24 protein-coding genes and 3 tRNA genes are annotated in these 24,671 nt (G+C 73.1%); 10 read left to right on the plus strand and 17 right to left on the minus strand.

The genetic code is table 11. The features are described from left to right. Positions 1 to 39 precede the first annotated feature (39 nt). Together AC1Z4A_RS08860 and AC1Z4A_RS08865 are read right to left on the minus strand one after the other, a co-directional pair. On the minus strand, positions 40 to 924 hold the full coding sequence (locus tag AC1Z4A_RS08860; protein WP_483677324.1) for an NAD(P)-dependent oxidoreductase: 885 nt from the start codon (positions 922 to 924) through the stop codon (positions 40 to 42). Between the two features lie 73 nt (positions 925 to 997). Next, the gene (locus AC1Z4A_RS08865; RefSeq protein WP_483677325.1) at positions 998 to 1,492 is read right to left on the minus strand and encodes a DUF3145 domain-containing protein; all 495 of its coding nucleotides are present in this window, start codon (positions 1,490 to 1,492) and stop codon (positions 998 to 1,000) included. Positions 1,493 to 1,733: 241 nt separating this feature from the next. Here AC1Z4A_RS08865 and AC1Z4A_RS08870 point away from each other — a divergent pair, with 241 nt between their 5' ends. Further along, positions 1,734 to 2,678 (plus strand): SGNH/GDSL hydrolase family protein, encoded by a 945-nt coding sequence (locus tag AC1Z4A_RS08870; RefSeq protein ID WP_483677326.1) that lies wholly within the window; start codon positions 1,734 to 1,736, stop codon positions 2,676 to 2,678. 301 nt (positions 2,679 to 2,979) lie between these two features. On the opposite strand, the gene AC1Z4A_RS08875 is transcribed toward AC1Z4A_RS08870, so the two are convergent. Next, on the minus strand, positions 2,980 to 3,777 hold the full coding sequence (locus AC1Z4A_RS08875) for an MgtC/SapB family protein (RefSeq protein WP_483677327.1): 798 nt from the start codon (positions 3,775 to 3,777) through the stop codon (positions 2,980 to 2,982). A 114-nt stretch (positions 3,778 to 3,891) separates the two neighbouring features. On the opposite strand from AC1Z4A_RS08875, the gene AC1Z4A_RS08880 reads away from it, so the two are divergent. Then, positions 3,892 to 5,235 carry a pyroglutamyl-peptidase I gene (locus AC1Z4A_RS08880; RefSeq protein ID WP_483677328.1) on the plus strand — a complete coding sequence of 448 codons (1,344 nt, stop codon included), beginning with the start codon at positions 3,892 to 3,894 and terminating at the stop codon, positions 5,233 to 5,235. A gap of 7 nt (positions 5,236 to 5,242) precedes the next feature. Next, positions 5,243 to 5,965 (plus strand): carbon-nitrogen hydrolase family protein, encoded by a 723-nt coding sequence (locus AC1Z4A_RS08885; RefSeq protein WP_483677329.1) that lies wholly within the window; start codon positions 5,243 to 5,245, stop codon positions 5,963 to 5,965. Between the two features lie 146 nt (positions 5,966 to 6,111). On the opposite strand, the gene AC1Z4A_RS08890 is transcribed toward AC1Z4A_RS08885, so the two are convergent. Genes AC1Z4A_RS08890 through AC1Z4A_RS08900 form a run of 3 tightly spaced genes read right to left on the minus strand, consistent with a single transcriptional unit; the run spans position 6,112 to position 8,411 of the window. Further along, a complete protein-coding gene (locus tag AC1Z4A_RS08890; protein WP_483677330.1) occupies positions 6,112 to 6,879 on the minus strand; it encodes an EI24 domain-containing protein in 768 nt (255 codons plus the stop codon). Positions 6,880 to 6,897: 18 nt separating this feature from the next. Then, positions 6,898 to 7,326: an organic hydroperoxide resistance protein gene (locus AC1Z4A_RS08895; RefSeq protein ID WP_483677331.1), complete on the minus strand. Its 429-nt coding sequence runs from the start codon at positions 7,324 to 7,326 to the stop codon at positions 6,898 to 6,900. A 44-nt stretch (positions 7,327 to 7,370) separates the two neighbouring features. Then, positions 7,371 to 8,411, minus strand: coding sequence for an NADP-dependent oxidoreductase (locus AC1Z4A_RS08900; protein ID WP_483677332.1), 1,041 nt, complete (start codon positions 8,409 to 8,411; stop codon positions 7,371 to 7,373). A gap of 88 nt (positions 8,412 to 8,499) precedes the next feature. Here AC1Z4A_RS08900 and AC1Z4A_RS08905 point away from each other — a divergent pair, with 88 nt between their 5' ends. Continuing rightward, positions 8,500 to 8,943 (plus strand): MarR family winged helix-turn-helix transcriptional regulator, encoded by a 444-nt coding sequence (locus AC1Z4A_RS08905; RefSeq protein WP_483677333.1) that lies wholly within the window; start codon positions 8,500 to 8,502, stop codon positions 8,941 to 8,943. A gap of 41 nt (positions 8,944 to 8,984) precedes the next feature. Here AC1Z4A_RS08905 and AC1Z4A_RS08910 read toward each other — a convergent pair whose 3' ends face one another. After that, the gene (locus AC1Z4A_RS08910) at positions 8,985 to 9,500 is read right to left on the minus strand and encodes an isochorismatase family protein (RefSeq protein ID WP_483677334.1); all 516 of its coding nucleotides are present in this window, start codon (positions 9,498 to 9,500) and stop codon (positions 8,985 to 8,987) included. 183 nt (positions 9,501 to 9,683) lie between these two features. Here AC1Z4A_RS08910 and AC1Z4A_RS08915 point away from each other — a divergent pair, with 183 nt between their 5' ends. Continuing rightward, positions 9,684 to 10,283, plus strand: coding sequence for a hypothetical protein (locus AC1Z4A_RS08915; protein WP_483677335.1), 600 nt, complete (start codon positions 9,684 to 9,686; stop codon positions 10,281 to 10,283). 121 nt (positions 10,284 to 10,404) lie between these two features. Beyond that, positions 10,405 to 11,001 (plus strand): class F sortase, encoded by a 597-nt coding sequence (locus tag AC1Z4A_RS08920; protein WP_483677336.1) that lies wholly within the window; start codon positions 10,405 to 10,407, stop codon positions 10,999 to 11,001. A gap of 18 nt (positions 11,002 to 11,019) precedes the next feature. On the opposite strand, the gene AC1Z4A_RS08925 is transcribed toward AC1Z4A_RS08920, so the two are convergent. The 3 genes from AC1Z4A_RS08925 to trxA form a co-directional block, all read right to left on the minus strand. Continuing rightward, positions 11,020 to 11,445, minus strand: coding sequence for an OsmC family peroxiredoxin (locus tag AC1Z4A_RS08925; protein WP_483677337.1), 426 nt, complete (start codon positions 11,443 to 11,445; stop codon positions 11,020 to 11,022). 104 nt (positions 11,446 to 11,549) lie between these two features. Further along, the gene (locus AC1Z4A_RS08930) at positions 11,550 to 12,188 is read right to left on the minus strand and encodes a histidine phosphatase family protein (protein WP_483677338.1); all 639 of its coding nucleotides are present in this window, start codon (positions 12,186 to 12,188) and stop codon (positions 11,550 to 11,552) included. After that, complete coding sequence (trxA, locus tag AC1Z4A_RS08935) at positions 12,181 to 12,576, minus strand: thioredoxin (protein ID WP_483677339.1); 396 nt, start codon at positions 12,574 to 12,576, stop codon at positions 12,181 to 12,183. Before trxA ends, AC1Z4A_RS08930 begins: the two co-directional genes overlap by 8 nt. A gap of 228 nt (positions 12,577 to 12,804) precedes the next feature. On the opposite strand from trxA, the gene AC1Z4A_RS08940 reads away from it, so the two are divergent. Then, positions 12,805 to 14,559, plus strand: coding sequence for an ABC transporter permease (locus AC1Z4A_RS08940; protein ID WP_483677340.1), 1,755 nt, complete (start codon positions 12,805 to 12,807; stop codon positions 14,557 to 14,559). A gap of 27 nt (positions 14,560 to 14,586) precedes the next feature. After that, complete coding sequence (locus tag AC1Z4A_RS08945) at positions 14,587 to 15,963, plus strand: ABC transporter ATP-binding protein (RefSeq protein WP_483677341.1); 1,377 nt, start codon at positions 14,587 to 14,589, stop codon at positions 15,961 to 15,963. A gap of 4 nt (positions 15,964 to 15,967) precedes the next feature. Here AC1Z4A_RS08945 and AC1Z4A_RS08950 read toward each other — a convergent pair whose 3' ends face one another. The 5 genes from AC1Z4A_RS08950 to AC1Z4A_RS08970 all read right to left on the minus strand — a co-directional run bounded on the left by AC1Z4A_RS08950 (position 15,968) and on the right by AC1Z4A_RS08970 (position 19,004). Then, positions 15,968 to 16,384, minus strand: coding sequence for an ArsR/SmtB family transcription factor (locus tag AC1Z4A_RS08950; RefSeq protein ID WP_483677342.1), 417 nt, complete (start codon positions 16,382 to 16,384; stop codon positions 15,968 to 15,970). Between the two features lie 63 nt (positions 16,385 to 16,447). Further along, entirely contained in the window at positions 16,448 to 18,124 is a 1,677-nt protein-coding gene (locus AC1Z4A_RS08955) for an NRAMP family divalent metal transporter (protein WP_483677343.1), read from the minus strand. 471 nt (positions 18,125 to 18,595) lie between these two features. Next, a tRNA-Ile gene (locus AC1Z4A_RS08960) sits at positions 18,596 to 18,669 on the minus strand. A 182-nt stretch (positions 18,670 to 18,851) separates the two neighbouring features. After that, positions 18,852 to 18,924, minus strand: a tRNA-Asn gene (locus AC1Z4A_RS08965). A gap of 7 nt (positions 18,925 to 18,931) precedes the next feature. Continuing rightward, a tRNA-Asn gene (locus AC1Z4A_RS08970) sits at positions 18,932 to 19,004 on the minus strand. Positions 19,005 to 19,189: 185 nt separating this feature from the next. Between AC1Z4A_RS08970 and AC1Z4A_RS08975 the strand changes: the two genes are divergently transcribed. Both AC1Z4A_RS08975 and AC1Z4A_RS08980 read left to right on the plus strand, forming a co-directional pair. Continuing rightward, on the plus strand, positions 19,190 to 19,489 hold the full coding sequence (locus AC1Z4A_RS08975; RefSeq protein ID WP_483677344.1) for a YtxH domain-containing protein: 300 nt from the start codon (positions 19,190 to 19,192) through the stop codon (positions 19,487 to 19,489). A gap of 87 nt (positions 19,490 to 19,576) precedes the next feature. Then, positions 19,577 to 21,013 (plus strand): FGGY family carbohydrate kinase, encoded by a 1,437-nt coding sequence (locus AC1Z4A_RS08980; protein WP_483677345.1) that lies wholly within the window; start codon positions 19,577 to 19,579, stop codon positions 21,011 to 21,013. Between the two features lie 22 nt (positions 21,014 to 21,035). Here AC1Z4A_RS08980 and AC1Z4A_RS08985 read toward each other — a convergent pair whose 3' ends face one another. Then, positions 21,036 to 22,283 carry an RNA polymerase sigma factor gene (locus tag AC1Z4A_RS08985; RefSeq protein ID WP_483677346.1) on the minus strand — a complete coding sequence of 416 codons (1,248 nt, stop codon included), beginning with the start codon at positions 22,281 to 22,283 and terminating at the stop codon, positions 21,036 to 21,038. Between the two features lie 141 nt (positions 22,284 to 22,424). Then, entirely contained in the window at positions 22,425 to 24,335 is a 1,911-nt protein-coding gene (gene dnaG, locus AC1Z4A_RS08990) for a DNA primase (RefSeq protein WP_483677347.1), read from the minus strand. Positions 24,336 to 24,671 lie beyond the last annotated feature (336 nt).

Here is a 24,671-nt window from a genome sequence, read left to right on the forward strand (position 1 = left end):
CTCGCCGCATGCATGCACGTATCCGCCGGATCTGCCGGGCTACTTCCCGAACCCCGCGAAGTACGAGGCCGCCATGTCCTCGTCCCCGTGTCCCTGCTCGACGGCCCGACGGAACCGCTCCGCGCCCGCGGCCGCGACGTCCATCCGCACTCCGGCCGCCTCGCCCGCTTCGACGATCAGACGGGCGTCCTTCTCGGCGGTGGTGGTGGCGAAGCTCGGCGGGGTGAAGCCGCCGCCGAGGATGACGGCCGCCTTGGCCCGCAGGTAGCCCATGTCCAGCGGCCCGCCCGCGACCGCGTCGAGGAAGCCGGCCGGGTCCACGCCGAGGCCCTTCGCCAGGGCGAGCGCCTCGGCGGTGCCGTGGGTGACGGCCAGCACCCAGCTGTTGCAGACGAGTTTGAGCCGGGTCGCGGTCCCGGCGGCCGCGTCGTCGCCCACCCACACCGTACGGGTGCCGATGGCGTCGAAGACGGGCGCCAGGCCCGCACGGACCTCCTCCGGCCCGGCGGCGAGGACGACGAGCTTGCCCTCCTCGGCGGGCTGCCGGGTGCCCAGGACGGGCGCGTCCACGAGAACCAGGCCCTGTGCGCGGGCGAAGGCGGCGAAGTCGCCGAAGCTGTCGAGCCCGGCGGTCGTGGACTGGACCCACGGGGTGCCGGGGCGCAGCCCCGGGGCGGCGGCGCGCATCACGTCGAGGGCGGCCGGGCCGTCGTACAGCATGGTGATGACGGCGTCGGCGCCTTCCACCGCGGCGGCGGGCGTGGCGGCCACGGTGATCCCGTCCGCGGCCAGCGGCTCGGCCTTCTCCCGGCTGCGGTTCCAGACGCTTACGGACAGCCCGGCACGGGCGAGGTTACGGGCCATGGCGGCACCCATGATCCCGGTGCCGAGGACGCTGACTGAGGCGGTGCGAGTTTCCGACATGCCCCGAAGCTAGGCGCTGAAGCGCACTCAAGGACAACCCCGCCGCGCGCGGGGGGGGCTCAGGAGGTGCCCCTCACACCACCTGGTGGAGCCACCGCACCGGCGCCCCCTCCCCCGCATACCGGAACGGCTCCAACTCGTCGTCCCACGGCTTCCCGAGCAGCTTGGCCACCTCGGCCTCCAGCTCCGTCTCCCCCCGCGCCGCCCGCGCCAGAGCGGCCCGCAGCCGGTCCTCGGGCACGAGGATGTCGCCGTGCATGCCGGTGACGGCGTGGAAGATGCCGAGGTCGGGGGTGGAGCTGTAGCGCTCGCCCTCGGCGGTGGCGCAGGGCTCGGAGGTCACCTCGAAGCGCAGCAGGTGCCAGCCGCGCAGCGCCGAGGCGAGCTTGGAGGCGGTACCGGCCTGGCCCTGCCAGGAGAGTTCGGAGCGCCAGGTGCCGGGGGCGGCGGGCTGCCGGATCCAGTCGAGGGTGACGCGCACTCCGAGGACGCCCGTCACGGCCCATTCGACGTGCGGGCAGAGCGCTCGGGGCGCGGAGTGCACGTACAGAACTCCACGTGTCGTCACCGGGTCCTCCAGTAATGGGCGCTCCCGCACCAGCTCGCGAGGTTACCTACAGTAAACACCATCGGGGAGCATTTCTCCTGAAAAGGGACAGGATGTGACGTGTTGTGATGTGGTGTCGCCGCGGTGCGAAAGATGCCGGAAAGAGTTGATCACCCCCGCCCAAGCTACCGTGCGGGAACCGCCCAGGGGTGACGTACCGTCGGTCCCGGAGAGATATCACCCGGCCGGAGGGGGAAACACAATGGTCGCGAGCAGGTGGGGCAAGCCGGCGGGAGGCGCACGGGCGACCGCGCGGACGGCCGTGCGGGCGGCCGCGGCGGTGCTCGCCACGGCGCTCCTCGCCACCGGCTGCGACAGCGGCAACAGCGAGACCAAGGCGGAGGCCGCCCCCAGCGCCAAGCCCAAGGCCAGGCCCACCGGCCCCGTCTGGAACACCCACCCCCGGTCGATCGCTTCCCTGGGCGACTCCATCACCCGCGGCTTCGACGCCTGCACCATGCTCGAGGACTGCCCCGACGCCTCCTGGGCCACCGGCACCCAGGTCTACAGCCTCGCCCGCCGGCTGCTGACCTCCCCGGAGGCCGCCAGCTGGAACTACGCGAAGACCGGCGCCCGGATGACCGACCTGCCCGGCCAGATGCAGTCGGCCGTCGAGCGGAAGCCCCAGCTGGTGACCGTGCTCCTCGGGGCCAACGACGCCTGCCGCGCCGACGAGGACCAGATGACGCCCGTCGACAGCTACCGCGCGGACTTCGAGGCGTCCCTCCACGAGCTGCGCCAGGCCCTGCCCACCGCCCAGGTGTACGTGGCCGGGGTGCCGGACCTCAAGCGGCTGTGGTCCGAGGGGCGGAAGAACCTGATCGGCCGCCAGGTGTGGAAGCTGGGCCGCGTCTGCCCCTCGATGCTGCACGACGCCGAGTCGGACGACGCGGCGGCACAGGCCCGGCGCGACCGGGTCGACCAGCGGATCGGCGAGTACAACGCCGCGCTCAAGGACGTCTGCTCGCGGGATGCGCTGTGCCGCTTCGACGACAGCGTGCACGGCTACGGCTTCACGGGGCAGGAGCTGAGCAAGTGGGACTGGTTCCACCCCAGCAAGAAGGGCCAGGGGCAGCTGGCCGAGATGGCGTACCGCACGATCACCGCCGCAGGCGACCGACCCGCCGACGGCCCGGCGGCCGGCTGACGAAGCGGCCGGCTGACGAAGCGGTCGGCCGAGGAAGCGGGGGCGGGGCCTGTCAGGTGGCCCCGCCCCCGGGAGCGGCCCGGACCGCCACCGGCACCGGGGGCGCGAACGCGGCACGGACGCCCGTACCCTCGCCCCGGGCTGACCAGCGCCCCGCGCACCCCGCCGTCGGGGCCCAGGCCTCGGCCGAGGACGGACGCGGATCCCGCGCTCGCCCTCTGCGCAGCACGTTATCGGATGAAGAGGCCGTTCTCACAAGCGAGTTCACCCGCCCCGGGGAACAACCCCCGCCGCCGGCCCGTCACTCGGTGCTGTCGCGCTGGGCCCTGAGGCCGACCCCCAGGATGCCCTCCCAGTCCGTCAGCTCCTCCACGAGCGGATGCGGGGACGCCTTGCCCTCCAGGCCCAGCACCACGCCCGCCTGCTTGGGCTTGCCCCGGCCCGGCTCGTGCCCCTCGCCCGCCGCCGTCACGGCGTCGATGCGCACGTCCGTCACCTGGAAGCCGCGCTGGGTGCACAGCTCCAGTACCCGGCCCAGCAGTCCGCGCCGGGTCCGGTAGGACAGCCGCAGCTCGATCCTGCGGGTGGTCGGCGCCACCGCGAGCCGCCTGGTCATCACCGGGAAGCCGCGGACCACCAGGAAGTGCACCAGGGTCGCGGCCGTGCCGAGCAGCAGCAGACCGCCGCCGCAGGCCATGCCGACGGCGCAGGTCAGCCAGATCGTCGCGGCCGTCGTCAGGCCGCGCACCGCGTCGCGGCGGACGAAGATCAGGCCGCCGCCGATGAATCCGATGCCCGACACGATCTGCGCGGCCACCCGCGAGCCGTCCGTCCGGACGTCCCCGCCCAGCGCGCCGAAGCCGTGGATCGACACCTCCATGAACAGCGCACTGCCCACGCCCACCAGCGTGTGGGTGCGCAGCCCGGCGCTCTTCTGATGGAGTTCGCGCTCCAGCCCGATCAGTGACGACAGCAATAACGCGAAGGCCAACTCCGCGAACTGCCGGGCGCCTTGGCCGCTGCCGGGGTCGAACAGCGGGGCGGCGCGGTCTCTTCCGAAGGGTGCGAACGGGTCCGTGAGGAACTCCACTATGCCCATCAGGCCATTGTGGCCTGAAACCGACTTCCGCAGAAGGGAGTTGGCGGCCCTCTGGCCGTCAAAGCGGCCACGGTGATTTCCTTCGGCCTCATGAGACCCACATGGATACCTCGCATGCCTCAGGCTGTCCCCCGGCACACACCCCGTCGCACATCCAGCCGCACACCCAGCCGCACACCCCGTCGCACCGTCCGGCTCGGCGTGCTCGGCGCCGCCCTCCTCGTCTGCGTCCCGCTCGCCCTGGCCACCCCCGCCTCGGCCGCCCCGCGCCCCGAGGGTGCGCCGCTCACCGTCGAGGAGCAGCGGCTGGCCGGCGCCGTGCCGCAGGAGATCCTGCGCCGCAGCGGGTTCGACGACGTCGCCCCGGGCTTCGCCCGCGCCCTGGCCCGTACCCGCTCGCTCGCGCAGGCCGAGCGGCTGACGGCCGGGGAGGGGCGGCGGCTGTGGCGGCGGGCCGTGGACCGGGCGCAGGGCAGGGGCCCGGACGGCGGGGACCTGAGCCGGGACGACGACCGGCCGCTGTACTGGGCGCGGCTGGGCATGACGCGGGCGCTGCGCGAGTGGCGGCCGGACTTCGCGCTGGACGAGCGGGGGCGCGCCGGCCTGGTGGCACGGGTGGAGCGCGGCTCGCGCGGCCAGGACTCCGTGGAGCTGCCGGCGGGGAACGCGGTGAAGCGGGTGCTGATCACCGGCTTCGATCCGTTCCAGCTCGACTCCGACATCCGGCGCTCCAACCCCTCCGGTGCGGCGGCGCTCGCCCTGGACGGCACCGTGCTCGACACCCCGGCGGGCCCGGCCCGCGTCGAGGCGGTCGTCTTCCCGGTGCGCTGGGCGGACTTCGCGGACGGCACGGTGGAGCGCACGCTGCTGCCGCACTTCCGGCCCGGGCCGCGGCAGGTGGACCTGTTCACCACGATCAGCCAGGGCCGGCCCGGCCGCTTCGACGTGGAGCGCACCAACGGCGCCTGGCGCGGCGGCTACCCGGACAACGCGGACGTCTCACGGACGGAGACCGTCCCCGTGCCGGCCGGGGTGCCGACGGTCCGCCCGCAGCCGCAGTGGACGACGACCAGCCTGCCGTACGCCGCGCTCACGGCCGCGGACAGCGGGCCGTTCCCGGTGCACGACCACACCTCGGTCACCGAGATCCCGGCCGGCGGCACCGGTCCCGTGGTGCGCGCGGACGGCCCGACGCCGGGCTCCACGGCCCGGGCGGGCGGCGGGGGCGACTACCTCTCCAACGAGATCGCCTACCGGGCGACGCTGCTGCGCGACGCCGTGCGGCTGCGGGTGCCGGGCGGGCACCTGCACACGCCGGTGCTGGAGTTCGGGGAGGGCAACGGCGATCCGGCGACGGGCCGGGTCACCGACCCCGGCCTCGTACGGAACCGGCTGGCGATCACCGCGCAGATCCGGTCGCTGCTCGGGGTCGCGGTGGGGACCCTCGGGCGGCCATGATGTCGGCATGATCATTTCAGCAGCGCAGTTCGCCCCCCGGCCGTGCGACATCGAGGGCAATGCGGCCCGCATGGCCGGATTCGTCACCGAGGCCGGGGAGCGGGGTGCGGCGCTCGTGGTCTTCGCCGAGCTGGCGCTCACCGGCTACGAGCTGGACGCCGTGGTCGCCGACCAGGACCGGCTCACCACGGCCCCGGACGACCCCCGGCTCGCCCCGGTCCGCGAGGCGTGCCGGGCGGCGGGCGTGGCGGCCGTGGTCAACTGCGCCGGGCGCACGGCGCAGGGCCCGACGATCAGCTCGTACGTGTACGGGCCGGACGGCGAGCTGCTGACCCGCTACGACAAGGTGCATGTGACGCCCACCGAGCAGGCGGCGGGCTTCGTCGCGGGCACGGGGTGCGGCCGCTTCTCGCTGCACGGCGTGGACTTCGCCCTCGCCATCTGCTTCGACGCCCACTTCCCGGACCTCGCGGCGCGGGCGGCGGCGGACAAGTGCCGGGTGCTGCTGGCGAGTTCGCTGTACGGGCGGGGCGGGGGCGAGGCGGAGCGCGCGGAGGTCTTCCCGCGCCTGGCGAAGGACAACGGCCTGTACGTGCTGCTGGCCAACCACGTGGGCCGGTCGGGCCCGTACGACGCGTGCGGGCTGAGCGGGGTGTGGGGGCCGGAGGGCGACGTCCGGGCGGAGGGCCCGGGGGCCGGGGAGTGCCTGGTGCCGGCGGAGGTGGGGTGACTTTTCCCCAGGACCGCGCTGCGCGCGATCGTCCTCAAACGCCGGACGGGCTGATTTTTCAGCCCGTCCGGGGGCACCTCCTGGGGGCACCCCCAGCGGTAGCTGGGGGAGTTTGAGGACCGGGGGTCCGGGGGCAGAGCCCCCGGTTACGGGAAGGGGCGGGATTGGGGAAAAGCCCCCTCCGCCAGCAGGTCCCGCACCAGCATCGTCGCCCCCGCCACCGCCCCCGGCATCACCAGCACCGCCACCACCGGCACCAGAAACAGCAACGCCAGCGGCACCCCGAAACCCAGCGCCAGCATGCGCCGCGACCGCAGCAACCGCAGCCGCTCCCCCAGCGGCATCCCCCGGCGCTGCAGCGCCACGGCCGTGAGTTCCTCGGTGAGGAAGAACGCGGAGACGCAGATACCCACAGCCGGCACCACGGTCTGCCCGATCACCGGCACAAAGCCCAGCACGAAGAACAGCAGCCCCCACAGCGCCGCCCGCACCACCACGGCCAGGCCCTCCCGCGCGGAGACCCACAGCTCCTTCCACAGCGGCATCCCCGACTCGGGCGCGTAGCCGCCCTCCGCAAGGTCGACCCGCGCCGACAGCTCCTCGTAGAAGGGCTGCCCGACCAGCAGCGTCACCGCCGTGAACGAGATCATCGCAAGCACCAGGCAGCCGCCGAAGAACAGCGCCGTCAATACGCCCCGGAAGAGCCCGAGCCAGGGCGAGCCCCAGCCGTTGGCGAAGGGCGTGACCCAGGCGATGACGTCGTCCGACCATGCGACCAGCGCGACCACGGCGGCCGCGTAACCGACCAGCGTGATCAGCCCGGGCAGCAGCCCGAACCCCCACTGCCGGCGGTTGCGCCCCACCCACCGCTGGCCCTTGACCAGGTACGACATGCCCGCCACAAGATCTCGCATGGCGGGCAAGCGTAGCCGTCAGCCGACGGTCAGCGTGACCTCGATGTTCCCGCGCGTGGCCTGGGAGTACGGGCAGACCTGGTGGGCCTTCTCGACCAGGGCGCGGGCGGTGGCCTCGTCGACGTTCGGGATGGTCGCCGAGATGGCGACCTTGAGGCCGAAGCCGCCGCCCGGGGTCTTGCCGATGCCGACCTCGGCGGTGACGGTCGAGCCGGAGATGTCGGCCTTCTCCTGGCGGGCGACGACGCCCAGCGCACCCTGGAAGCAGGCGCTGTAGCCGGCCGCGAAGAGCTGCTCCGGGTTGGTGCCGGCGCCGCTGCCGCCCAGCTCCTTCGGGGGGTTGACGACGACGTCGAGCTTGCCGTCGTCGCTGGCGACGCGGCCGTCACGGCCGTTCTCGGCGGTGGCGACGGCGGTGTAGAGGACGTCCACGGGCTGTACGGACACGATGTTCTCCAGGAAAGAAGTGACGTGGGGAAGGGGAGGGAGGGTCAGGCGTCGAGAGCGACGATCATCTTGCCGATGTTCTCGCCGCGCAGCAGGCCGAGGAATGCCTCAACGGTGTTTTCGATACCGCTGACGACCGTCTCGGGGCGCTTGAACTCCCCCGAGCGGATCCAGCCGCCGACCTCCGCGAGGAACTGCGGCCGCAGCGCCTGGTGGTCCATGACGATCATGCCCTGCATGCGGATCCGCTTGCCGAGGACCAGCGCGAGGTTGCGCGGCCCGGGCGGCGGCTCGGTGGCGTTGTACTGGGCGATCAGGCCGCAGATGGTGATCCGGCCGTGCACGTTCATCGAGTCGATCGCGGCCTCCAGGTGCTCGCCGCCGACGTTCTCGAAGTAGACGTCGATGCCGTCGGGCGCGGCGGCCCTCAGCTGCTCGGCGACCGGGCCGTTCTTGTAGTTGAAGGCGGCGTCGAAGCCGAACTCCTCCGTCAGGGCCTTCACCTTGGCGTCCGAGCCCGCGCTGCCGATGACGCGCGCGGCGCCCTTGAGCCGGGCGATCTGGCCCACGGCGCTGCCGACGGCCCCGGCGGCGCCGGAGACGAAGACGGTGTCGCCCGGCTTGAAGGAGGCGACCTCCAGCAGGCCCGCGTAGGCGGTCAGGCCCGGCATGCCCAGTACACCGAGGTAGGCGGAGAGCGGGGCGGCGTCCGGGTCGACCTTGAGGGCCTGCTTGCCGTGGACCACCGCGTACTCGCGCCAGCCGAAGTCGTGCAGGACGTAGTCGCCGGGCGCGAAGCCCTCGGCCCGGGACTCGACGACCTGGCCGATCGCGCCGCCGGTCATCGGCTTGTCCAGCTCGAAGGGCGGGATGTACGACTTCCGGTCCGACATGCGGCCGCGCATGTAGGGGTCCACCGAGAGGTGGGTGTTGCGCACCAGGAGCCACCCCTCACCGGGCTCCGGCACCGGGACCTCGCGCAGGGCGAAGTCCTCCGGCTTGGGCCAGCCCTCGGGGCGGGCGATCAGGTGCCATTCGCGGCTGGTGGCGGGGATGGCGGGGGTTCCGGCAGCTGTGGCGGACATGGGACCGACCTTCCTAATGCTTCACGAACTGAAACAACCATGCGCCTCGATATTTCATGTTGTCAAGCAAAGGAGTAGCCTGGTTCCCATGACTCCCCACACGCCCCCGACCGACGCCCTGACCCTCGAGGTGGTCGAACTCATCGGCACCGTCGTGGCGCGCTACCACGAGGAGTACGAGGAGGCCGCCGGCAAGCACTCCCTCACGGGCGCCCAGGCGCGCGTGCTGGCCCTCCTCGCGCGCGAGCCGATGCCGATGCGGCGAATAGCCCAGAAGCTCAAGTGCGAGCCCTCGAACGTCACCGGCATCGTGGACCGCCTGGAGGTCCGGGGCCTGGTCGAGCGCCGCCCCGACCCGGACGACCGCCGCGTCAAGCTGGCCGCCGCGACGGACGAGGGCCGCGCGACCTCGGCCCGGCTGCGGGAAACCCTGCACTTCGCGCGCGAGCCGCTGGCCGAACTCTCGAAGGACGAACGCACGGCGCTGCGCGACCTGCTGCGCCGCATGCTGGGCAACGGCGCCACGGGCTGACGAGGCCGCCGGGCCGAGCAAACCGCCCGCCCACTGCCCGGCTAGCCGGGCAGTCGCAGCTCCGCCGCCGTGACGACCGTCCCGAGCCGCGGCATGTCCAGCGTCACCGACGCCCGGTGCTCCTCGGCGGTCAGGGCGCTCATCGCGTCCTCCACGAACACCAGGTCGTAGCCGTGGTCCGCCGCGGCCCGGGCCGTGGACTCCACACCGAGATTCGTGGCCACCCCCGCCAGCACCAGCGTCCGCACCCCGCGCTCCCGCAGCCGGGCGTCGAGGTCCGTGCCGTGGAACGCCCCGACCGTCCGCTTGACGACCTCGATGTCCCCGGGCTCGGCGATCCCTTCCAGCAGCCCGCTGCCGGGCGGCTGTTCGGCGAGGCCCGGCCGCTCCACCCGCACGACCACCACCGGCGCCCCCGCCTTGCGGAAGGCGCGCGCCAACTCCACGGCGTTCTCGGCCACTTGATCGCCCCGGTGCGGGGCGAGCGGCAACGCCACCAGGCGTTCCATGAGGTCGACGAGGACGAGTGCGCTGCGCTGGGGGTCGATTTCCGTCATGGCCCAGACCGTACCGGCCGCGAACTCGGCATGGGCGGCCTCCCGGCCAGCTCCCGGCTGCCGGGAGGTAAAGCTTGCGCGAAAGCCCCGCCGCGGCCCGGCGCGGCTCCGCCGCACCGCAACTCCCTTCGGTTTCCCGCCGGATCACCCGAACCACCCGCCCGATGCGCCACGATGACACCCATGAAACCGGCTCCCGACCCCGCACCCCGGGGTACCGACCACGCCTTCGGGCCCCTCCAGTTCCAGCTCGTCCTGCTCCGCCGGATGGCCGACCACCAGCCCGGCCTGGTCGAGGACGCGCTGCGCGAACTGGGCGTCCCGCGCGCCGAGATGCGCGAGGCCAACCGCCGCTGGCAGGCCATGCTGCACGCACCGCGCGGACGCGCGGCCGGGCCCCGCTACCGGTCCGTGCTCGGCCCGCCCGGGACCACCGGCGAACGCTGCGTCGGGGACCTGGCCTTCGAGGCCATGACGTGGCGCGTGCCGCTCTGGCCGGACCTGCGGTTCGAGGTGCTGGCCGCGCCCGGCGGCGCCGTCTGGAACGAGTGGCTGGTGCGCGCCCCGGGCGCGCCCGGGCCCGTCCTGCGCACGATCGAGGACCTGCGGCCCTGGTCGTGCACGGTGGACGAGGTGGCCCGCGCCTTCGCGCCCGCCCGGCCGATGGAGGGCACGGCACCCACCCGCTGGCAGCTGGCCTTCACCGCACCGGACGCCGCCGGGGTGCGCCGCGACTGCGTGGCGGAGTTCACCTGGGGGCTCTTCCAGCGGCTGGTGCCGTGACGGAGCGGGGCAGGGGCAGGACGCGGGGGCGCGACAGGGGGCGCACTCCGTCTCCGGGCGGAGCGCGAAGTGGCCGATCGGCCGAGGCGCGGGCCGCGGGCGGCCCCCTACGGTGGTCGGCATGTCGCGCAAGCCCCGCAACGGCCGCCGCAAGCCCTTCCGCGCCCTCGTGGCGACCGCAGCCCTGCCCGCCGCCGCACTGTCGGCGCTGCTGCTGGCCGCCTGCGCGCCGGGCGGCGGCACGGACAAGGTCATCGGCGGTCCGGCCGCGCCCGAGGAGCCGTCGCGGGTCGTCATACCGGCCATCGGCGTGGACAGCCCGCTGATCCGGCTGGGCCCGGACAAGGGCGACGGCGTTCAGGTGCCGCCGCCGGAGAAGGGCATGACCGCCGGCTGGTACACGGGCGGCGCCCGCCCCGGCGACCCCGGCGCGGCCGTGATCGTCGGCCACGACGACGCCCGCGACGGGAAGGCCGTCTTCCATGACCTGCACAAGCTGACCGAGGGCACGGTCGTCGACGTCAAGCGCGGTGACGGCAAGGTGCTGCACTTCACCGTGACCGGCACCGAGAAGGCCCGGAAGAGCGCCTTCCCCACCCGCAAGGTCTACGGCCCGACCAAGGAGAGGGCGCTGCGCCTGGTCACCTGCGCGGGCGAGCCGGCCGGCGACGGCCACCCGGCGGAGAACCTCATCGTCTACGCGACGCTGAAGTCCTGACGCAAGCGATTGCGGCGGCTAGGCGATCTCGGCGGCGAGCGTGATCGTCGTACCGGCCAGGGCCTGGCTGACCGGGCAGTTCTTCTTGGCGTCCTCGGCCGCCGCGGCGAAGGCCTCCTCGTCCAGGCCGGGCACCTCGCCCCGGACGGTGAGGTGGATGCCGGTGATGCCCTCGCCCGGCTGGAAGGTGACCTCGGCCTTGGTCTCCAAGCGGGTGGGCGGCGTCCCGGCCCCGGTCAGCGCGTGGGAGAGGGCCATCGAGAAGCAGCTGGAGTGCGCGGCCGCGATCAGCTCCTCGGGGCTGGTCTTGCCGTTGGCCTGCTCCGCGCGGGAGGCCCAGGTGACCGGGTACTTCCCGATGCCGGACGACTCGAAGGTGATCTCGCCATTGCCCTTGATCAGCTCGCCGGTCCAGACGGTGGTCGCGATGCGGTTGGTGGCCACGGTGATTCCTTCCGGGAAGAAACGTGCCGAACGGAACGAGAGCGCACGGCCTTTGCCGAACACCCAGTCGAACGTCTCATATGACGATCGGGTTCAATGCCCGATCATCGTGCCCCCGCCGCATCCCCACCGGTTCCGACACGCCCGTTCCAGACGAGCAGCGCGGGACGCCCGTGCTCGGTGCCGATCCGGCTGACGGTCCCGGTGTCCAGCCGGAACAGCGCCCCGGCCGACGGCGGAAGCCCGAGCCTACGGGCCGTCAGGACCCGCAGAAAGTGCGCATGGGCGACGAGCACGACGTCGCCGCCGTCCGTCTCCGCCAGCCGCGGAGCGATCCGCGCCAGCACCCGGTCGGCCCGCTCCCCCACCTGCCCGGGCGTCTCGCCGGGATGGCCCGGCGGCCCCGGCACCACCCCGTCCTCGAACAGGAACCACCCGGGCCGGCCGCGCTGGATCTCCTGTGTGGTGATCCCCTCGTACCCCCCGTAGTCCCACTCCCGCAGGTCGGTGTCGGTCTCCGTATCGGCCCCCGCGCCCGTCAGCCCGGCCAGCTCGGCCGTCCGGGCGGCCCGGGCCATGGGGCTCGTCAGGACAAGCCCGATGCGCCGCTCCGCCAGCAGCGGGCGCAGCGCCTCCGCCTCGCGCTCCCCCCGCTCGGTCAGCGGGAGGTCCGTCCAGCTGGTGTGCCGCCCGGCACGGCTCCACTCGGTCTCGCCGTGCCGGATCAGCAGCAGCTCACTCATCGCCGCCCGCGGCCCCGCCCGCCTGCTGCGCGGCCGCGACGGAGGCCCGCACCTCGTCCATGTCCAGCTCGCGGGCCTGCCGGATGACGTCCTCCAGCGCGACCTCCGGCAGGGCGCCGGGCTGGGCGAACACGGCGATGTTGTCGCGGACGATCATCAGCGTGGGAATCGACCGGATCTCGAAGGTGGCGGCCAGCTCGGGCTGCGCCTCGGTGTCGACCTTGGCGAACACCAGGTCGTCGTGGCGCTCGGCCGCGCGCTCGAAGACCGGCGCGAAGCTGCGGCAGGGGCCGCACCACTCGGCCCAGAAGTCGATGAGCACGAATCCGCTGCCGGAGACGACCTCGTCGAAGTTGTCCTTGGTCAGCTCCACGGTGCTGTTGCTCATGAGCGCCTACCCGCTTCCGGTGTCTCGTCCGTCCAGTGTGGCCCACGGGCGGCAACGGGGCCGGGAGGCGGCGTATTCCTGTCGCATATATTTGCGTATGTACGCAACCAGCGGCAGACTCAGCGCGGCATCCCCGCCGCAGGGGCGGAGCCTGCGCCGCGTCCGCTCCGATGCGGCCTGCCTGTCCTATCGTCAGTTCGCAGGCCGCCGTGCTCCGGGGGTTGTCCCATGACGTTTCCGTCGCGTTCCGCCGCGTCGCGGGCCTCCCTGCCCGCGCGGGTGGCCGGGCGGCTGTCCCGGCTGTCCTGGGTGGACCTCGCGGTGGCGGCGGCGGTGCTGGTGGGGATGTACCTGCTGCTGCGGGTCGGCAGGGGCGCGACCGTCTCCTTCGACCCGGCCCATGTGGCGAAGGTGGACACCGACCCGGCGAAGCTGCCGTACTACGCGGCACGGAGCCTGCTTCGGATGTTCGCCGCGCTGGCCGTCTCCGTCGTCTTCACGCTGGTGTACGGCTATGCCGCGGCGCGCAGCCGGCGGCTGGAGCGGGTGCTGATCCCGGCCCTGGACATCCTCCAGTCCGTGCCGGTGCTGGGCTTCCTGACAGTGGCGGTGTCCGGCTTCGTCTCGCTCTTCCCGGGCTCGGTGCTGGGGCTGGAGTGCGCGTCGATCTTCGCGATCTTCACGTCGCAGGCATGGAACATGACCTTCGGCTTCTACCACTCGCTCATCACCCTGCCGCGTGAACTGGACGAGGTCTCGCGCTCGTTCGGGTTCACCCGCTGGATGCGGTTCTGGAAGGTGGAGCTGCCCGCCGGGGCCATCGGCCTGGTGTGGAACGGGATGATGAGCTTCGGCGGCGGCTGGTTCTTCCTCGTCGCCTCCGAGGCCATCAGCGTCTCCAGCCACAAGTACGCCCTGCCCGGCGTGGGGTCGTTCGCGGGCACGGCCATCGCCGAGGGCGACCTGGGGAAGGTCGGCTGGGCGGTGGCGGCCATGACCGTGATGGTCGTCGGGGTGAACTTCTTCTTCTGGCGGCCGCTGACCGCGTGGACCGAGCGGTTCAAGAACGAGCAGTCCGAGGCCACCGACGTCCCGCGGTCGCTGGTGCTGGACTTCCTGCGCCGCTCGTCCTGGCCGCGCCTGCTGGGGCGCCTGCTCCGCCCGGTCGGCGAACTGCTGGGCCGGGCCGGGCGGGTCTTCGGCGTCGACGACCGGCCGCTGAGGGTCAGCCCGGGCCGCAGGCGCGCCGGCGACCTGGCCTTCGGCGTGGTGGCGGGCGGGCTGATCGCCTGGGGGCTGGCCGACCTGCTCGGCTACCTCGACCACCGCACCGGCCTGGGCGTCTTCTGGGAGCCGTTGCTGCTCGGTCTGGCGACGCTCGCGCGCGTCGTGGTGCTGGTGGCGGTGGCGACGCTGGTCTGGGTGCCCGTAGGGGTGCGGATCGGCTTCTCGCCGCGGCTGGCCCGGATCGCCCAGCCGCTGGTGCAGATCCTGGCGAGCTTCCCCGCCAACTTCCTCTTCCCGCTGGCCACCTGGTTCTTCCTGCGCACCGGGCTGTCGCTGAACGTCGGCGGCATGCTCCTGATGGCGCTGGGCGCCCAGTGGTACATCCTCTTCAACACCATCGCCGGTGCCTCCGCCATCCCCACCGACCTGCGCGAGGCCATGGACGACCTGGGCGTCCACGGCCGGCAGCGGTGGAAACGCCTGATCATCCCGGGCATCTTCCCGGCCTACGTCACGGGCGCGATCACCGCCTCGGGCGGCGCCTGGAACGCCTCGATCGTCTCCGAGATCGTCACCTTCGGAGGCACCACGCTGACCGCCACCGGCCTGGGCGCCTACATCTCCCGGGCCACGTCGGAGGGCGACTACCCGCACCTGATCGCCGGCATCGCGGTGATGGCCGTCTACGTCGTCGGCCTCAACCGGCTGCTGTGGCGCAGGCTCCTCCGCCTCGCCGAGACCCGCTACTCCCTCTGACCCCGGCCCTTCGAAAGGAGCCTCGCCATGGCGTCCCACGCCGGCCCCGACCGGGCCGCCCGCCCCCGCCCCGCCGACGGCGAGGTGCTGCTCGCCGCCCGGGCCCTGACCAAGTCCTACGCCGGAGCCGACCGCGAACTGCCCGTCCTGGCCGGCATCGACCTGGAGGTGCGGGCCGGGGAGATCGTCGCCCTGCTGGGCCGCTCCGGCTCCGGGAAGTCCACGCTGCTGCGCTGCCTGGCCGGGCTCATCCCCGCCAGCTCGGGCACCGTCGCCTACCGCGGCAAGCCGCTGTCCGGCGCCAACCCCGGCACCGCCCTGGTCTTCCAGACCTTCGCGCTGCTGCCCTGGCTCACCGTGCAGCAGAACGTCGAACTCGGCCTCGAGGCGCGCGGCGTGCCCGCCGGGCAGCGCGCGGCCGCCGCGCTCCAGGCCATCGACCTCATCGGGCTCGACGGCTTCGAGTCCGCCTACCCCAAGGAGCTGTCCGGCGGCATGCGCCAGCGCGTCGGCTTCGCCCGCGCCCTGGTCGTCGAGCCCGACGTGCTGATGATGGACGAGCCGTTCTCCGCCCTCGACGTGCTCACCGCCGAGAACCTGCGCGGCGAGCTGATGGAGCTGTGGGCCTCGGGCCAGTTCCCCACCCGCGCCGTCCTCCTGGTCACCCACAACATCGAGGAGGCCGTGCTGATGGCCGACCGCGTCCTCGTGCTCGGCTCCCGCCCCGGCTCCCTCAAGGCGTCCTTCGACGTGCCCCTGGAACACCCCCGGGACCGCAACGCGCCCGAGTTCGACGCCCTCATCGACGGCATCTACCACGTCATGACGGGCCGTGAGAAGGCCGCGGCCCCCGCCCTGCTGGGCCGGGGCGGGCACGAGGCGGGCGAGCCCGCGAAGCGCACCGTCGCCGGCACCCCGCTGCCCCAGGCCGGCGTCGACGGCATCTCCGGCCTGGCCGAGATCCTCGGCCGGCACGGCAACCGCTGCGACCTCGCCGACCTGGCCGAGGAGCTGGGCCTGGAGGTCGACGACCTGCTGCCCCTGGTCGACGCCCTGGACCTGCTGGGCTTCGCCGTCGTCCGCAACGGCGAGCTGATGCTCACCCCGGCCGGACGCGACTTCGCGGGCGCGGACGTCCAGGAGTCCAAGAAGATCTTCGCCCGGGCCGTCCTGGACACCGCGCCGCTGGTCCGCCTCGTCCTCACCAGCCTCCAGCGCAGCGACGGCACCCTGCGCGCCGGCTTCTTCCGCGACCTGCTGGCCCACCACTACACCAGCGAGCAGGTCGTCCAGCAGCTGGAGACGGCCACCGACTGGGGCCGCTACGCCGAGCTGTACTCCTACGACGCCGGGCCCGAGCAGTACGCGCTCGACGAGGGCGGCGCCGGCCCGGGGGGTGTCTGACGGGTCAGCCGCCCGGCGCGGGCCGCGGCCGCAGGCGGCCCCGTACCGCGCCCTTCACCACGGCGGCCTCCGCCGCGGCGGCGGTCTCCGTCCGGTCTGCCGCCCCGTCCGCCGCCGGCTCGGCCTGGGAGGCCAGCACGGCGCCCTCGAGCAGCGTCCGCACGTGGTCCCCGGCGACCCGGTAGTAGATACGCGTGCCGTCGCGGCGCGAGACCACCAGCCCCGCCGTGCGCAGCCGCGCCAGGTGCTGGGAGACCGCCGCCACATGGGCACCGGCCAGCTCGGCGAGCTGCCCCACGGAGTGCTCCCGCTGGGCCAGCGCCCACAGCACCTGGAAGCGCGTCGTGTCGGCCACGGCCTTCAGCACGGCGACGGCCTGCTCGATCCTCGGGGCGGCATCCGGTGAATCTTGCGCATCCATGCAAGGAGTCTAGGACGCCGCGTGGTCCCCGGCGAGGAGGAAGATCACCGGGAATCCGGGCGGTCAGTGGCCGAGCGCGAGCTGCACGATGCGGACGATCACGAGGACCATCGCGGCGAGCAGATAGGTGCGCAGGGCCGTGAGGCCGACCTTGCGGCCGGTGGAGATGACCGGCTTGGGCAGCTGCTCCAGCGGCGGCATCCGCCAGTCCTCCTTGCCCGTGCGGTCGACGGGCCCGGCCACGGCCCAGCCCTTGCGGCGGCGGCGCGTCTCGGCGTAGCCGAGGGCCAGGATGCCCGCGACGCCGCACACGCCCATGATGTCGAGGATCGCCCCGGAGGTGATGTCCGGGAAGACGACGGCGGCGGTCAGGATGACGGAGAGGGTGACCAGGACGGCCACGACGACGGACGTGAAGATGTTCGTCGCGCGCCCGTTGACCCAGGGGCCCAGGACGGTCTTGTCGTTGCAGAGCAGGAGCAGGAAGACCGAGGCGGAGGGCAGCAGGACGCCGGCCAGGGTCTGGACGCCCTCGGTGAGCAGGCCGAGCGGCGAGCCCGGGATGATCACGACGATCGCGGCCGTCAGGATCAGCCCGGCGAAGACCGCGTAGAAGCCCTTGGCCCCGCCGATGCCCCGGTGCAGCGAGTGCTTGAGGCCCATGACGTCGCCGATGGCGTAGGCCGTCGACAGGGAGACGGCGCTGGCGCCGATGATCGAGGCGTCGAGCAGCGCGATGGCGAACAGCACGCCCGCGGTCTTGCCCGCGTACTTCTCCAGCCCGGCGGCGACGCCGGCGGCGTCGGTGAAGGTGCCGGACTCCGGGTGGCCGGCGAACGCGGCGGCGCAGAAGCCCATCATGGCGGCGGCGCCGATGACGACGATGCCGATGCCGAGGACCAGGTCGGCCTTCTCGTAGCGCATGAAGCGCGGGGTGATGCGCTTGTCGATGACGTACGACTGCTGGAAGAACAGCTGCCACGGCGCCACGGTGGTGCCCACGATGGCGATGATCAGCAGCATGACGTCCGAGAGCCGGGAGCCGTGCGGCATGCCCGGCACGACGAAGTCGTGCGCCATCTGTCCGGTCGAGGGGTGGACGATGAAGTAGACCGGGATCAGCAGCAGCGAGCCCGCGCACAGGAGGATCGCGGTGCGCTCGAACCGGCGGAACGATCCGGTGGACGCGGCGGCGACCACGATCACGGCCGCCAGCAGCACGCTGGGCACCTTCGGCAGGCCCAGGTAGCCCACGGCCAGGGTGATGCCGATGAACTCCGTGACAATGGTCAGCGCGTTCAGCAGGAACAGGTCGATGACGGAGAAGGCGCCCCAGAACTTGCCGAAGCGCTCCAGGATCAGCCGTGCGTGCCCGACCCCGGTGACCGCGCCGAGCCGCAGCACCATCTCCTGGTTCACATAGAGCACCGGTATCAGCAGGAGCAGCGTCCACAGCAGGCTGGTGCCGTAGTTCTGCCCGGCCTGGCCGTATGTGCCGAAGGCACCGGCGTCGTTGTCGCCCACCATCACGATCAGGCCCGGGCCGACGATCGCGAGCAGCGTCTTGAGCCTGGCGGACAGCCCCCGGCGCGGGGCGGTGTCGTCCAGCCTGATGGTGCCCAGGGCGCCGCGGATGTCGCCGACGTGGGCGTCGTCGAGCACGGCGGTGCGCGGGGCGGGAACCGGTGGTGCGGACACGGTCGGTGCGGTGGTGCCTGCGGTGGTGGTGAGGTCGGTCATGACAGCCTCCCGTCCCCCGTCCGGGGGAGGATTGGGGCACGCAGCAGCAATCCCCCCTGCGAGCGGGCAGCACGAGGACCCGAGGCGGCGGGGTGCCGCACGGGTACCGACTGCGGGAGCTGTGGCGCATGGATGCGCTGTGGCGCGTGGGACGCGCGCAGGGAAGGTCGTTACCGCGTACCGGAGGTCAACGAGGACATACGGATGCGGGGCCTACTGTGACCCGGACTGTGACTACTGCCGTCCATGTCTCTCGCCTCCTCCCGGCCGGGGCGCACGCGGGCGCCGTGACAGGACCGTCCAGCAGCATAGCGTGATACTTGCGCAAACACGCAAGTACTTGACCCAAGCTTTGACGCCCGCCCGGCCGGGCCCGCGATCTACCCCCGACAGCACGGAGCCCCGCCCGGTGATCACCGGGCGGGGCTCCGAAAGCGCAGGACAGATCGTTTCTGCACCTGCAACGTGAAGTGGGGCGGGTGGGACTCGAACCCACGGCCGACGGATTATGAGTCCGCTGCTCTAACCGGCTGAGCTACCGCCCCGTTCACGGCGCGTCGCGCACATCTGTGCGCGCCGTCTGCCGCAGCATAGCCGCTCATACGATCTGTTGCCCCGGTGGGGCCGTATCGTGTGATCGGTCTGACCATGAGGACTTCGATCACGCCGGTTCGGTTCCCACCCGGCATGAAAAAAGGACCCCCTCAGGAGTCCTCTCTTCCTACCGCTCCCCCGACTGGACTCGAACCAGTAACCTGCCGGTTAACAGCCGGCTGCTCTGCCAATTGAGCTACAGAGGATCGCGCGCTCCCCCGACTGGACTCGAACCAGTAACCTGCCGGTTAACAGCCGGCTGCTCTGCCAATTGAGCTACAGGGGATCGGCGCGTGTGCCTCGAATGCCCGTCCGCTCGGTCTCCCGGGCGGCGCGCGCTCGCTGCGAGACATACATTAGCGCAAGCAGGGGGGTGCTCCGCCAATCGGTATGCCCGCGGGCCCGGGAGTGACCTTCGGCCCGGCCGGGTAGGCGGCGGGCACGGCGGATCCGACGGAAGGATGGGGCGCGATGCGCTACCGGCTGACGTTCATCACCGGAGCAGCTGTCGGCTATGTGCTCGGCGCGCGGGCCGGGCGCGAGCGGTACGAGGAGCTGCGTAAGGGGGCGCAGCGGATCGCGCAGAACCCGGTGGTCCGCAACACCGCGGAATCGGCCGCGGTGAACGGCCGCGCACTGGTCACCAAGACCTGCAGCAAGATCGGCGACAGGGTCGGCGAGCGGCTGCCCGGCTCCGTGGCCGAGCGGGTCCGCTCGCTGCGGGAGCAGCGCGCCTCGGACGAGGACGACTGGGGCACCAGCAACACCTGAGCGAACAGCCGGTACATCCCCGGCCGGATCCTGACCGGATCCCGGCCGGATGCGGTTCCGCGGTCAAAGGTTTGGCATCATCTCGGCATGGGCATAGTCGCCGGGTTGGACAGTTCCTCAGAGAGCACGCGGATCGTGGTCTGCGATACGGACACGGGCGCCGTGCTCCGGCAGGGCTATGCGCCCCATCCCGCCTCCTCGCCCGAGGGCGACCCGCAGGCATGGCTGATCTCGCTCGGTGAAGCCGCCACCGGCGGCCTGCTGGAGGGCGTCCAGGCCATCGGCGTCTCGGCCCAGCAGCACGGGCTGCTCACCCTGGACGCCGGCGGGGTGCTCGTACGCCCCGCCCTGCTCGGCAACGACAAGCGCATGCAGGCCGCGGCGGCCGAACTCACCGAGGCCCTGGGCGGCCGTGGCGCGTGGGCGGAGGCCGTCGGAACGGTGCCGCAGGCGGCGCAGCCGCTGGCGAAGCTGCGCTGGATGGCCCGGAACGAGCCGGAGTCCGCGGCCCGGGTCGCGGCCGTGCTCCAGCCGCACGACTGGCTGGTCTGGCAGCTGCTGGGCCGCCCCCTGCGCCGTACGACGGACCGCGGGGACGCCTCCGGCACGGGCTTCTGGTCGGCGGCCACCGGCGACTGGCGGCCGGACCTCGTGGAGCTGGCGCTGGGCCGGCAGGCGGTGCTGCCGGACGTGCTGGGCCCCGCCGAGCCGGCCGGGCACACCCCGGAGGGCCTGCTGATCTCCGCCGGGACGGGCGAGACGATGGCCGCGGCCTTCGGCCTGGGCGTCGGCCCCGGCGACGCGGTGATCTCCCTGGGCGCCTCCGGCTCGGTCTTCGCCGTGCACCACTCGGCGCTCGCGGACTCCACGGGCACCATCACGTCCTTCGCGGACGCCACCGGCCTGCACCTGCCCGTCGTGCACACCCTCAACGCCGTGCGCGTCCTGCGCGGCACCGCCGAGCTGCTGGGCACGGACCTGCCGGGCCTCTCCGACCTCGCGCTGCACTCCTCGCCCGGCTCGTACGGCATGGTGCTGCTGCCCTACCTGGAGGGCGAGCGGACCCCGCACCTGCCGCACACCGCGGGCACCCTCACCGGCCTGCGGCGCGAGAGCATGAAGCGGGAACACCTGGCCCGGGCCGCCTTCGAGGGCATGCTCTGCGGGCTGACGGACGCGCTGGACGTGCTGCGCGGGCGCGGCGTGGAGGTGCGGCGGGTCTTCCTGCTGGGCGCGGCGGCGGAGCTGCCCGCCGTGCAGGCGATGGCCCCCGCGCTGTTCGGCACGCAGGTCGTCGTACCCCAGCCGGCCGACTACGCGGCGATCGGCGCGGCCCGGCAGGCGGCCTGGGCGCTGGGCGTGCAGGAGGGCACGCTCTCCCCGCAGCAGGCCCCGCTGTGGCCGGCCGCCGCCAGCCAGGTGTTCGAGCCGACGGGCGACGATCTCGCGGTCGGGCAGTCGGTGCGGCAGCAGTACACGACCGTGCGCGAGCAGACCCACCCCGGGGCCTTCGACGCCGTCTGACGACCCCGTCCCAGGCCCGGGATCAGTCGAGGTAGCCGCGCAGCTGGTCGGCGAAGGCGTGGTCGCGGAGCTTGTTGAGCGTCTTCGACTCGATCTGCCGGATCCGCTCCCGCGTGACGCCGAATATCCGCCCGATCTCCTCCAGGGTCCGGGGCCGCCCGTCGACCAGCCCGTACCGCAGCTGGACGACCTTGCGCTCGCGCTCGCCCAGGGTGGAGAGCACGGCCTCCAGGTGCTCGCGCAGCAGCAGGAAGGCGGCGGACTCCACGGGCGAGGTGGCGTCCCCGTCCTCGATGAGGTCGCCGAGGGCGACGTCGTCCTCCTCCCCCACGGGCGCGTGCAGCGAGACCGGCTCCTGGGCCAGGCGCAGCACCTCGCTCACCCGCTCCTCGGACAGGTCGAGGTGGGCGGCGACCTCCTCCGGGGTGGGCTCGTAGCCGCGCTCCTGGAGCATGCGCCGCTGGACCCGCACCACACGGTTGATCAGCTCCACCACGTGCACGGGGACCCGGATCGTACGGGCCTGGTCGGCGAGCGCCCGCGACATGGCCTGGCGGATCCACCAGGTCGCATAGGTCGAGAACTTGTAGCCGCGCGCGTAGTCGAACTTCTCGACGGCCCTGATGAGACCGAGGTTTCCCTCCTGGACGAGGTCGAGCATGGTCAGCCCGCGGCCGATGTAGCGCTTGGCGACGGAGACGACCAGGCGCAGGTTGGCCTCGATGAGGCGGCGCTTGGCCATCCGGCCGAGGACGACCAGCCGGTCGAGGTCCAGGGCGAGCTGGGTGTCGAGGTCGGGGGTGCTGGCCAGCTTCTCCTCGGCGAAGAGGCCCGCTTCGACGCGGCGGGCCAGCTCCACCTCCTCGGCCGCCGTGAGCAGCGGGATGCGGCCGATCTCGCGGAGGTACTGGCGGAAGAGGTCGGAGGAGGGACCGCTGGTATCGGCCCGCACGGCCGGCTCCGGCGCCGCCTCCTCGGTGAGGGCCAGGGTCTCGGACGCGGGGGGCTCGGCCTGCTGCGGCACGGTCGGTGCCGGCGGGGCCGGGGCCTGAGGCAGGGTCGGGGTCCGGGTCTGCACGGGGGCGACCTCCAGTGTGATCGCTGCTGAGGCGGCAGAGCGTGCGGCAGAACGTGCGGCGGAGCAGTCGGGCGCGGCGACCGCCGGGCCGCCGCCCGTGCCGGGGGCCGGCGCGGCTCGGGGGGAGTTCGGGCCGGCAGGCCGGACCTGCCGCGCTCCGGGACTCGGGCACCGCCCACCAGTGTGGGGCACGACGCGGGCCCGCCACGAGGGGCGTGCGGGCACTTTCTGAGCCCGGACCGTGACCGGGCGGTTACAGGGCGGCGGCGAAGGGGGCCGGCCCCCACCGCTTACGGGCCCGGCCTCCACCGCTCAGGAGGGCCGCCCCGGCGCTTACAGCGCGGCCGCGCCGCGGTCCTTGAGGGACTTGCCGTACTGCTGGAGGACCCACAGCTCGTTCTGCACGGCCGCCAGCTGCTCGGGGGCGGCGTGCGGGCCGAGGCGCACGAGGTTCGCCTGGACCTCCTCGACGCGGCGCTCCACGGCCCGCAGCCGGACGTGCACCAGCTGGGTGCCGGCGTAGACCTCGTCGACCGTACGGGCGTGGATCGCCTCCACGGCCAGCTCGGTGACCAGGGCGCGGACGGTGTCGTCGGGGGCGGCCTCGCGGACGGCGGTGAGGTAGTCGCCGCCGGCCGCGGTGACGCCGCCGGCCTGCTCGATGCAGCCGCGCACCACGGCGTAGGGCGGGGCGGTGAACTCGTCCGCGCCGTAGGCGTCGAAGGCGGGGGCGACCAGCTCGGGGCGCTGGAGGGCGAGCTTGAGCAGCTCGCGCTCGGTGCGGTGGGCGGGGCTGCGCAGGTTGAGCGCGGGGCCGCCGCGCGGGGCCTGCGGGGGCGCCTGCACGGCCGCGGCCGCCCCGCCGTGCGGGCCGCGCCCCTGCTCCGCACCCGGACGCCGGGCGCCGCGCTCACGGGCCCAGCGGGCGAGCTGGCCCACGCGGCGCACCACGAACTGGGTGTCGAGGATGCCGAGCATGCCCGCGAGCTGGACGGCGTACTCGTGCTGGATGGCGCCGTTCTTGATGTTCGCGACGATGGGCGCGGCGGCCTCCAGGGCGGCGGCGCGCCCCTCGGCGGTGTCCAGGTTGTGCCGGGCGACGACCTGCCGGATGGCGAAGGCGAACAGCGGGGTGCGGGACTCGACCAGGGCCGCCACGGCCGCGTCGCCCTCGGCGAGGCGCAGCTCGCAGGGGTCCATACCGCCGGGGGTGATGGCGATGGAGGTCTCGGCGGCGAACTTCTGGTCGTCCTCGAAGGCGCGCAGCGCGGCCTTCTGCCCGGCGGCGTCGCCGTCGAAGGTGAAGACGACCTCCGAGGCTGCGTTGTCCATCAGCAGCCGGCGCAGGATCTTGATGTGGTCGCCCGCGAAGGCGGTGCCACAGGTGGCGATGGCGGTGGTGACGCCGGCCAGGTGGCAGGCCATGACGTCGGTGTAGCCCTCGACGACCACGGCGCGGTTGGTCCTGGCGATCTCCTTCTTGGCGAGGTCGATGCCGTAGAGGACGTTCGACTTCTTGTAGATCGCGGTCTCGGGGGTGTTGAGGTACTTCGGGCCGTTGTCGTCGTCGCGCAGCTTGCGGGCGCCGAAGCCGACGACCTCGCCGGTGATGTCGCGGATGGGCCACATCAGCCGGCCGCGGAAGCGGTCGATGGGCTTGCCGCTGCGGCTGTCCTGGGCGAGGCCGGAGAGCAGCAGCTCCTTGTCGGAGAAGCCCCTGCCGCGCAGGAAGCGGGTGAGGTGGTCCCAGCCGGCCGGGCTGTAGCCCACGCCGAAGTGCTCGGCGGCGGCCTGGTCGAAGCCGCGCCCGGCGAGGAACGTGCGGCCGATCTCGGCCTCGGGGCTCGCCAGCTGCTCGGCGTAGAACTGCGCGGCGATCTTGTGGGCCTCGACCAGGCGGATCCGCTCGCCCTGCTGGCGGCCGGGGGTGTAGCCGCCCTCCTCGTACCGCAGGGTGATGCCGGCCTGGGAGGCGAGGCGCTCGATCGTCTCGGTGAAGGAGAGGTGGTCGATCTTCATGATGAAGTCGACGGTGTCCCCGCCCTCCTGGCAGCCGAAGCAGTAGAAGAGCCCCTTGGCGGGGCTGACCTGGAAGGATGGGGACTTCTCGTCGTGGAACGGGCACAGGCCCTTGAGATTGCCGCCGCCCGCGTTGCGCAGCTGGAGGTACTCGGACACGACGGCGTCGATCGGGACCGCGTCCCGGACCGCCCTCACATCGTCATCGTTGATCCTGCCTGCCACGCGTGAATTCTACGGCGGGGGTAGGACATGCCTGGCCGGGCCGGCTGTTTCTTTCCCCGATCCCGCCCCTTCCCGGCTGTATCGATTTGCGGCTCCGCCGCGTGGGGGGCTGCGCCCCAGACCCCGGGACCGCGCTGCGCGCGCCACGCGGCGGAGCCGCAAATCGAGCGCAGCCTCAAACGCCGGACGGGCTGAAATTCAGCCCGTCTGGGGGCACCTCCTGGGGGCACCCCCAGCGGTAGCTGGGGGAGGTAGCTGGGGGAGTTTGAGGACCGGGGGTCCGGGGGCGGAGCCCCCGAGCCTTGCCGCGCGCAGCGCGAGGGGCCCGGGGTCTGG

The organism is Streptomyces sp. 17_S59 (assembly GCF_056930295.1).

Excerpts from the sequence above, each read along its gene's own strand:
- AC1Z4A_RS08900 (WP_483677332.1), bottom strand. The coding sequence starts at position 8,411 with ATGTCCGCCACAGCTGCCGGAACCCCCGCCATCCCCGCCACCAGCCGC.
- AC1Z4A_RS08940 (WP_483677340.1), top strand. The coding sequence starts at position 12,805 with ATGACGTTTCCGTCGCGTTCCGCCGCGTCGCGGGCCTCCCTGCCCGCG.
- AC1Z4A_RS08945 (WP_483677341.1), top strand. The coding sequence starts at position 14,587 with ATGGCGTCCCACGCCGGCCCCGACCGGGCCGCCCGCCCCCGCCCCGCC.
- trxA (WP_483677339.1), bottom strand. The coding sequence starts at position 12,576 with ATGAGCAACAGCACCGTGGAGCTGACCAAGGACAACTTCGACGAGGTC.
- AC1Z4A_RS08870 (WP_483677326.1), top strand. The coding sequence starts at position 1,734 with ATGGTCGCGAGCAGGTGGGGCAAGCCGGCGGGAGGCGCACGGGCGACC.
- AC1Z4A_RS08905 (WP_483677333.1), top strand. The coding sequence starts at position 8,500 with ATGACTCCCCACACGCCCCCGACCGACGCCCTGACCCTCGAGGTGGTC.
- AC1Z4A_RS08880 (WP_483677328.1), top strand. The coding sequence starts at position 3,892 with ATGCCTCAGGCTGTCCCCCGGCACACACCCCGTCGCACATCCAGCCGC.
- AC1Z4A_RS08920 (WP_483677336.1), top strand. The coding sequence starts at position 10,405 with ATGTCGCGCAAGCCCCGCAACGGCCGCCGCAAGCCCTTCCGCGCCCTC.
- AC1Z4A_RS08875 (WP_483677327.1), bottom strand. The coding sequence starts at position 3,777 with ATGGGCATAGTGGAGTTCCTCACGGACCCGTTCGCACCCTTCGGAAGA.
- AC1Z4A_RS08910 (WP_483677334.1), bottom strand. The coding sequence starts at position 9,500 with ATGACGGAAATCGACCCCCAGCGCAGCGCACTCGTCCTCGTCGACCTC.
- AC1Z4A_RS08955 (WP_483677343.1), bottom strand. The coding sequence starts at position 18,124 with ATGACCGACCTCACCACCACCGCAGGCACCACCGCACCGACCGTGTCC.
- AC1Z4A_RS08930 (WP_483677338.1), bottom strand. The coding sequence starts at position 12,188 with ATGAGTGAGCTGCTGCTGATCCGGCACGGCGAGACCGAGTGGAGCCGT.
- AC1Z4A_RS08860 (WP_483677324.1), bottom strand. The coding sequence starts at position 924 with ATGTCGGAAACTCGCACCGCCTCAGTCAGCGTCCTCGGCACCGGGATC.
- AC1Z4A_RS08890 (WP_483677330.1), bottom strand. The coding sequence starts at position 6,879 with ATGCGAGATCTTGTGGCGGGCATGTCGTACCTGGTCAAGGGCCAGCGG.
- AC1Z4A_RS08885 (WP_483677329.1), top strand. The coding sequence starts at position 5,243 with ATGATCATTTCAGCAGCGCAGTTCGCCCCCCGGCCGTGCGACATCGAG.
- AC1Z4A_RS08975 (WP_483677344.1), top strand. The coding sequence starts at position 19,190 with ATGCGCTACCGGCTGACGTTCATCACCGGAGCAGCTGTCGGCTATGTG.
- AC1Z4A_RS08915 (WP_483677335.1), top strand. The coding sequence starts at position 9,684 with ATGAAACCGGCTCCCGACCCCGCACCCCGGGGTACCGACCACGCCTTC.
- AC1Z4A_RS08950 (WP_483677342.1), bottom strand. The coding sequence starts at position 16,384 with ATGGATGCGCAAGATTCACCGGATGCCGCCCCGAGGATCGAGCAGGCC.
- AC1Z4A_RS08980 (WP_483677345.1), top strand. The coding sequence starts at position 19,577 with ATGGGCATAGTCGCCGGGTTGGACAGTTCCTCAGAGAGCACGCGGATC.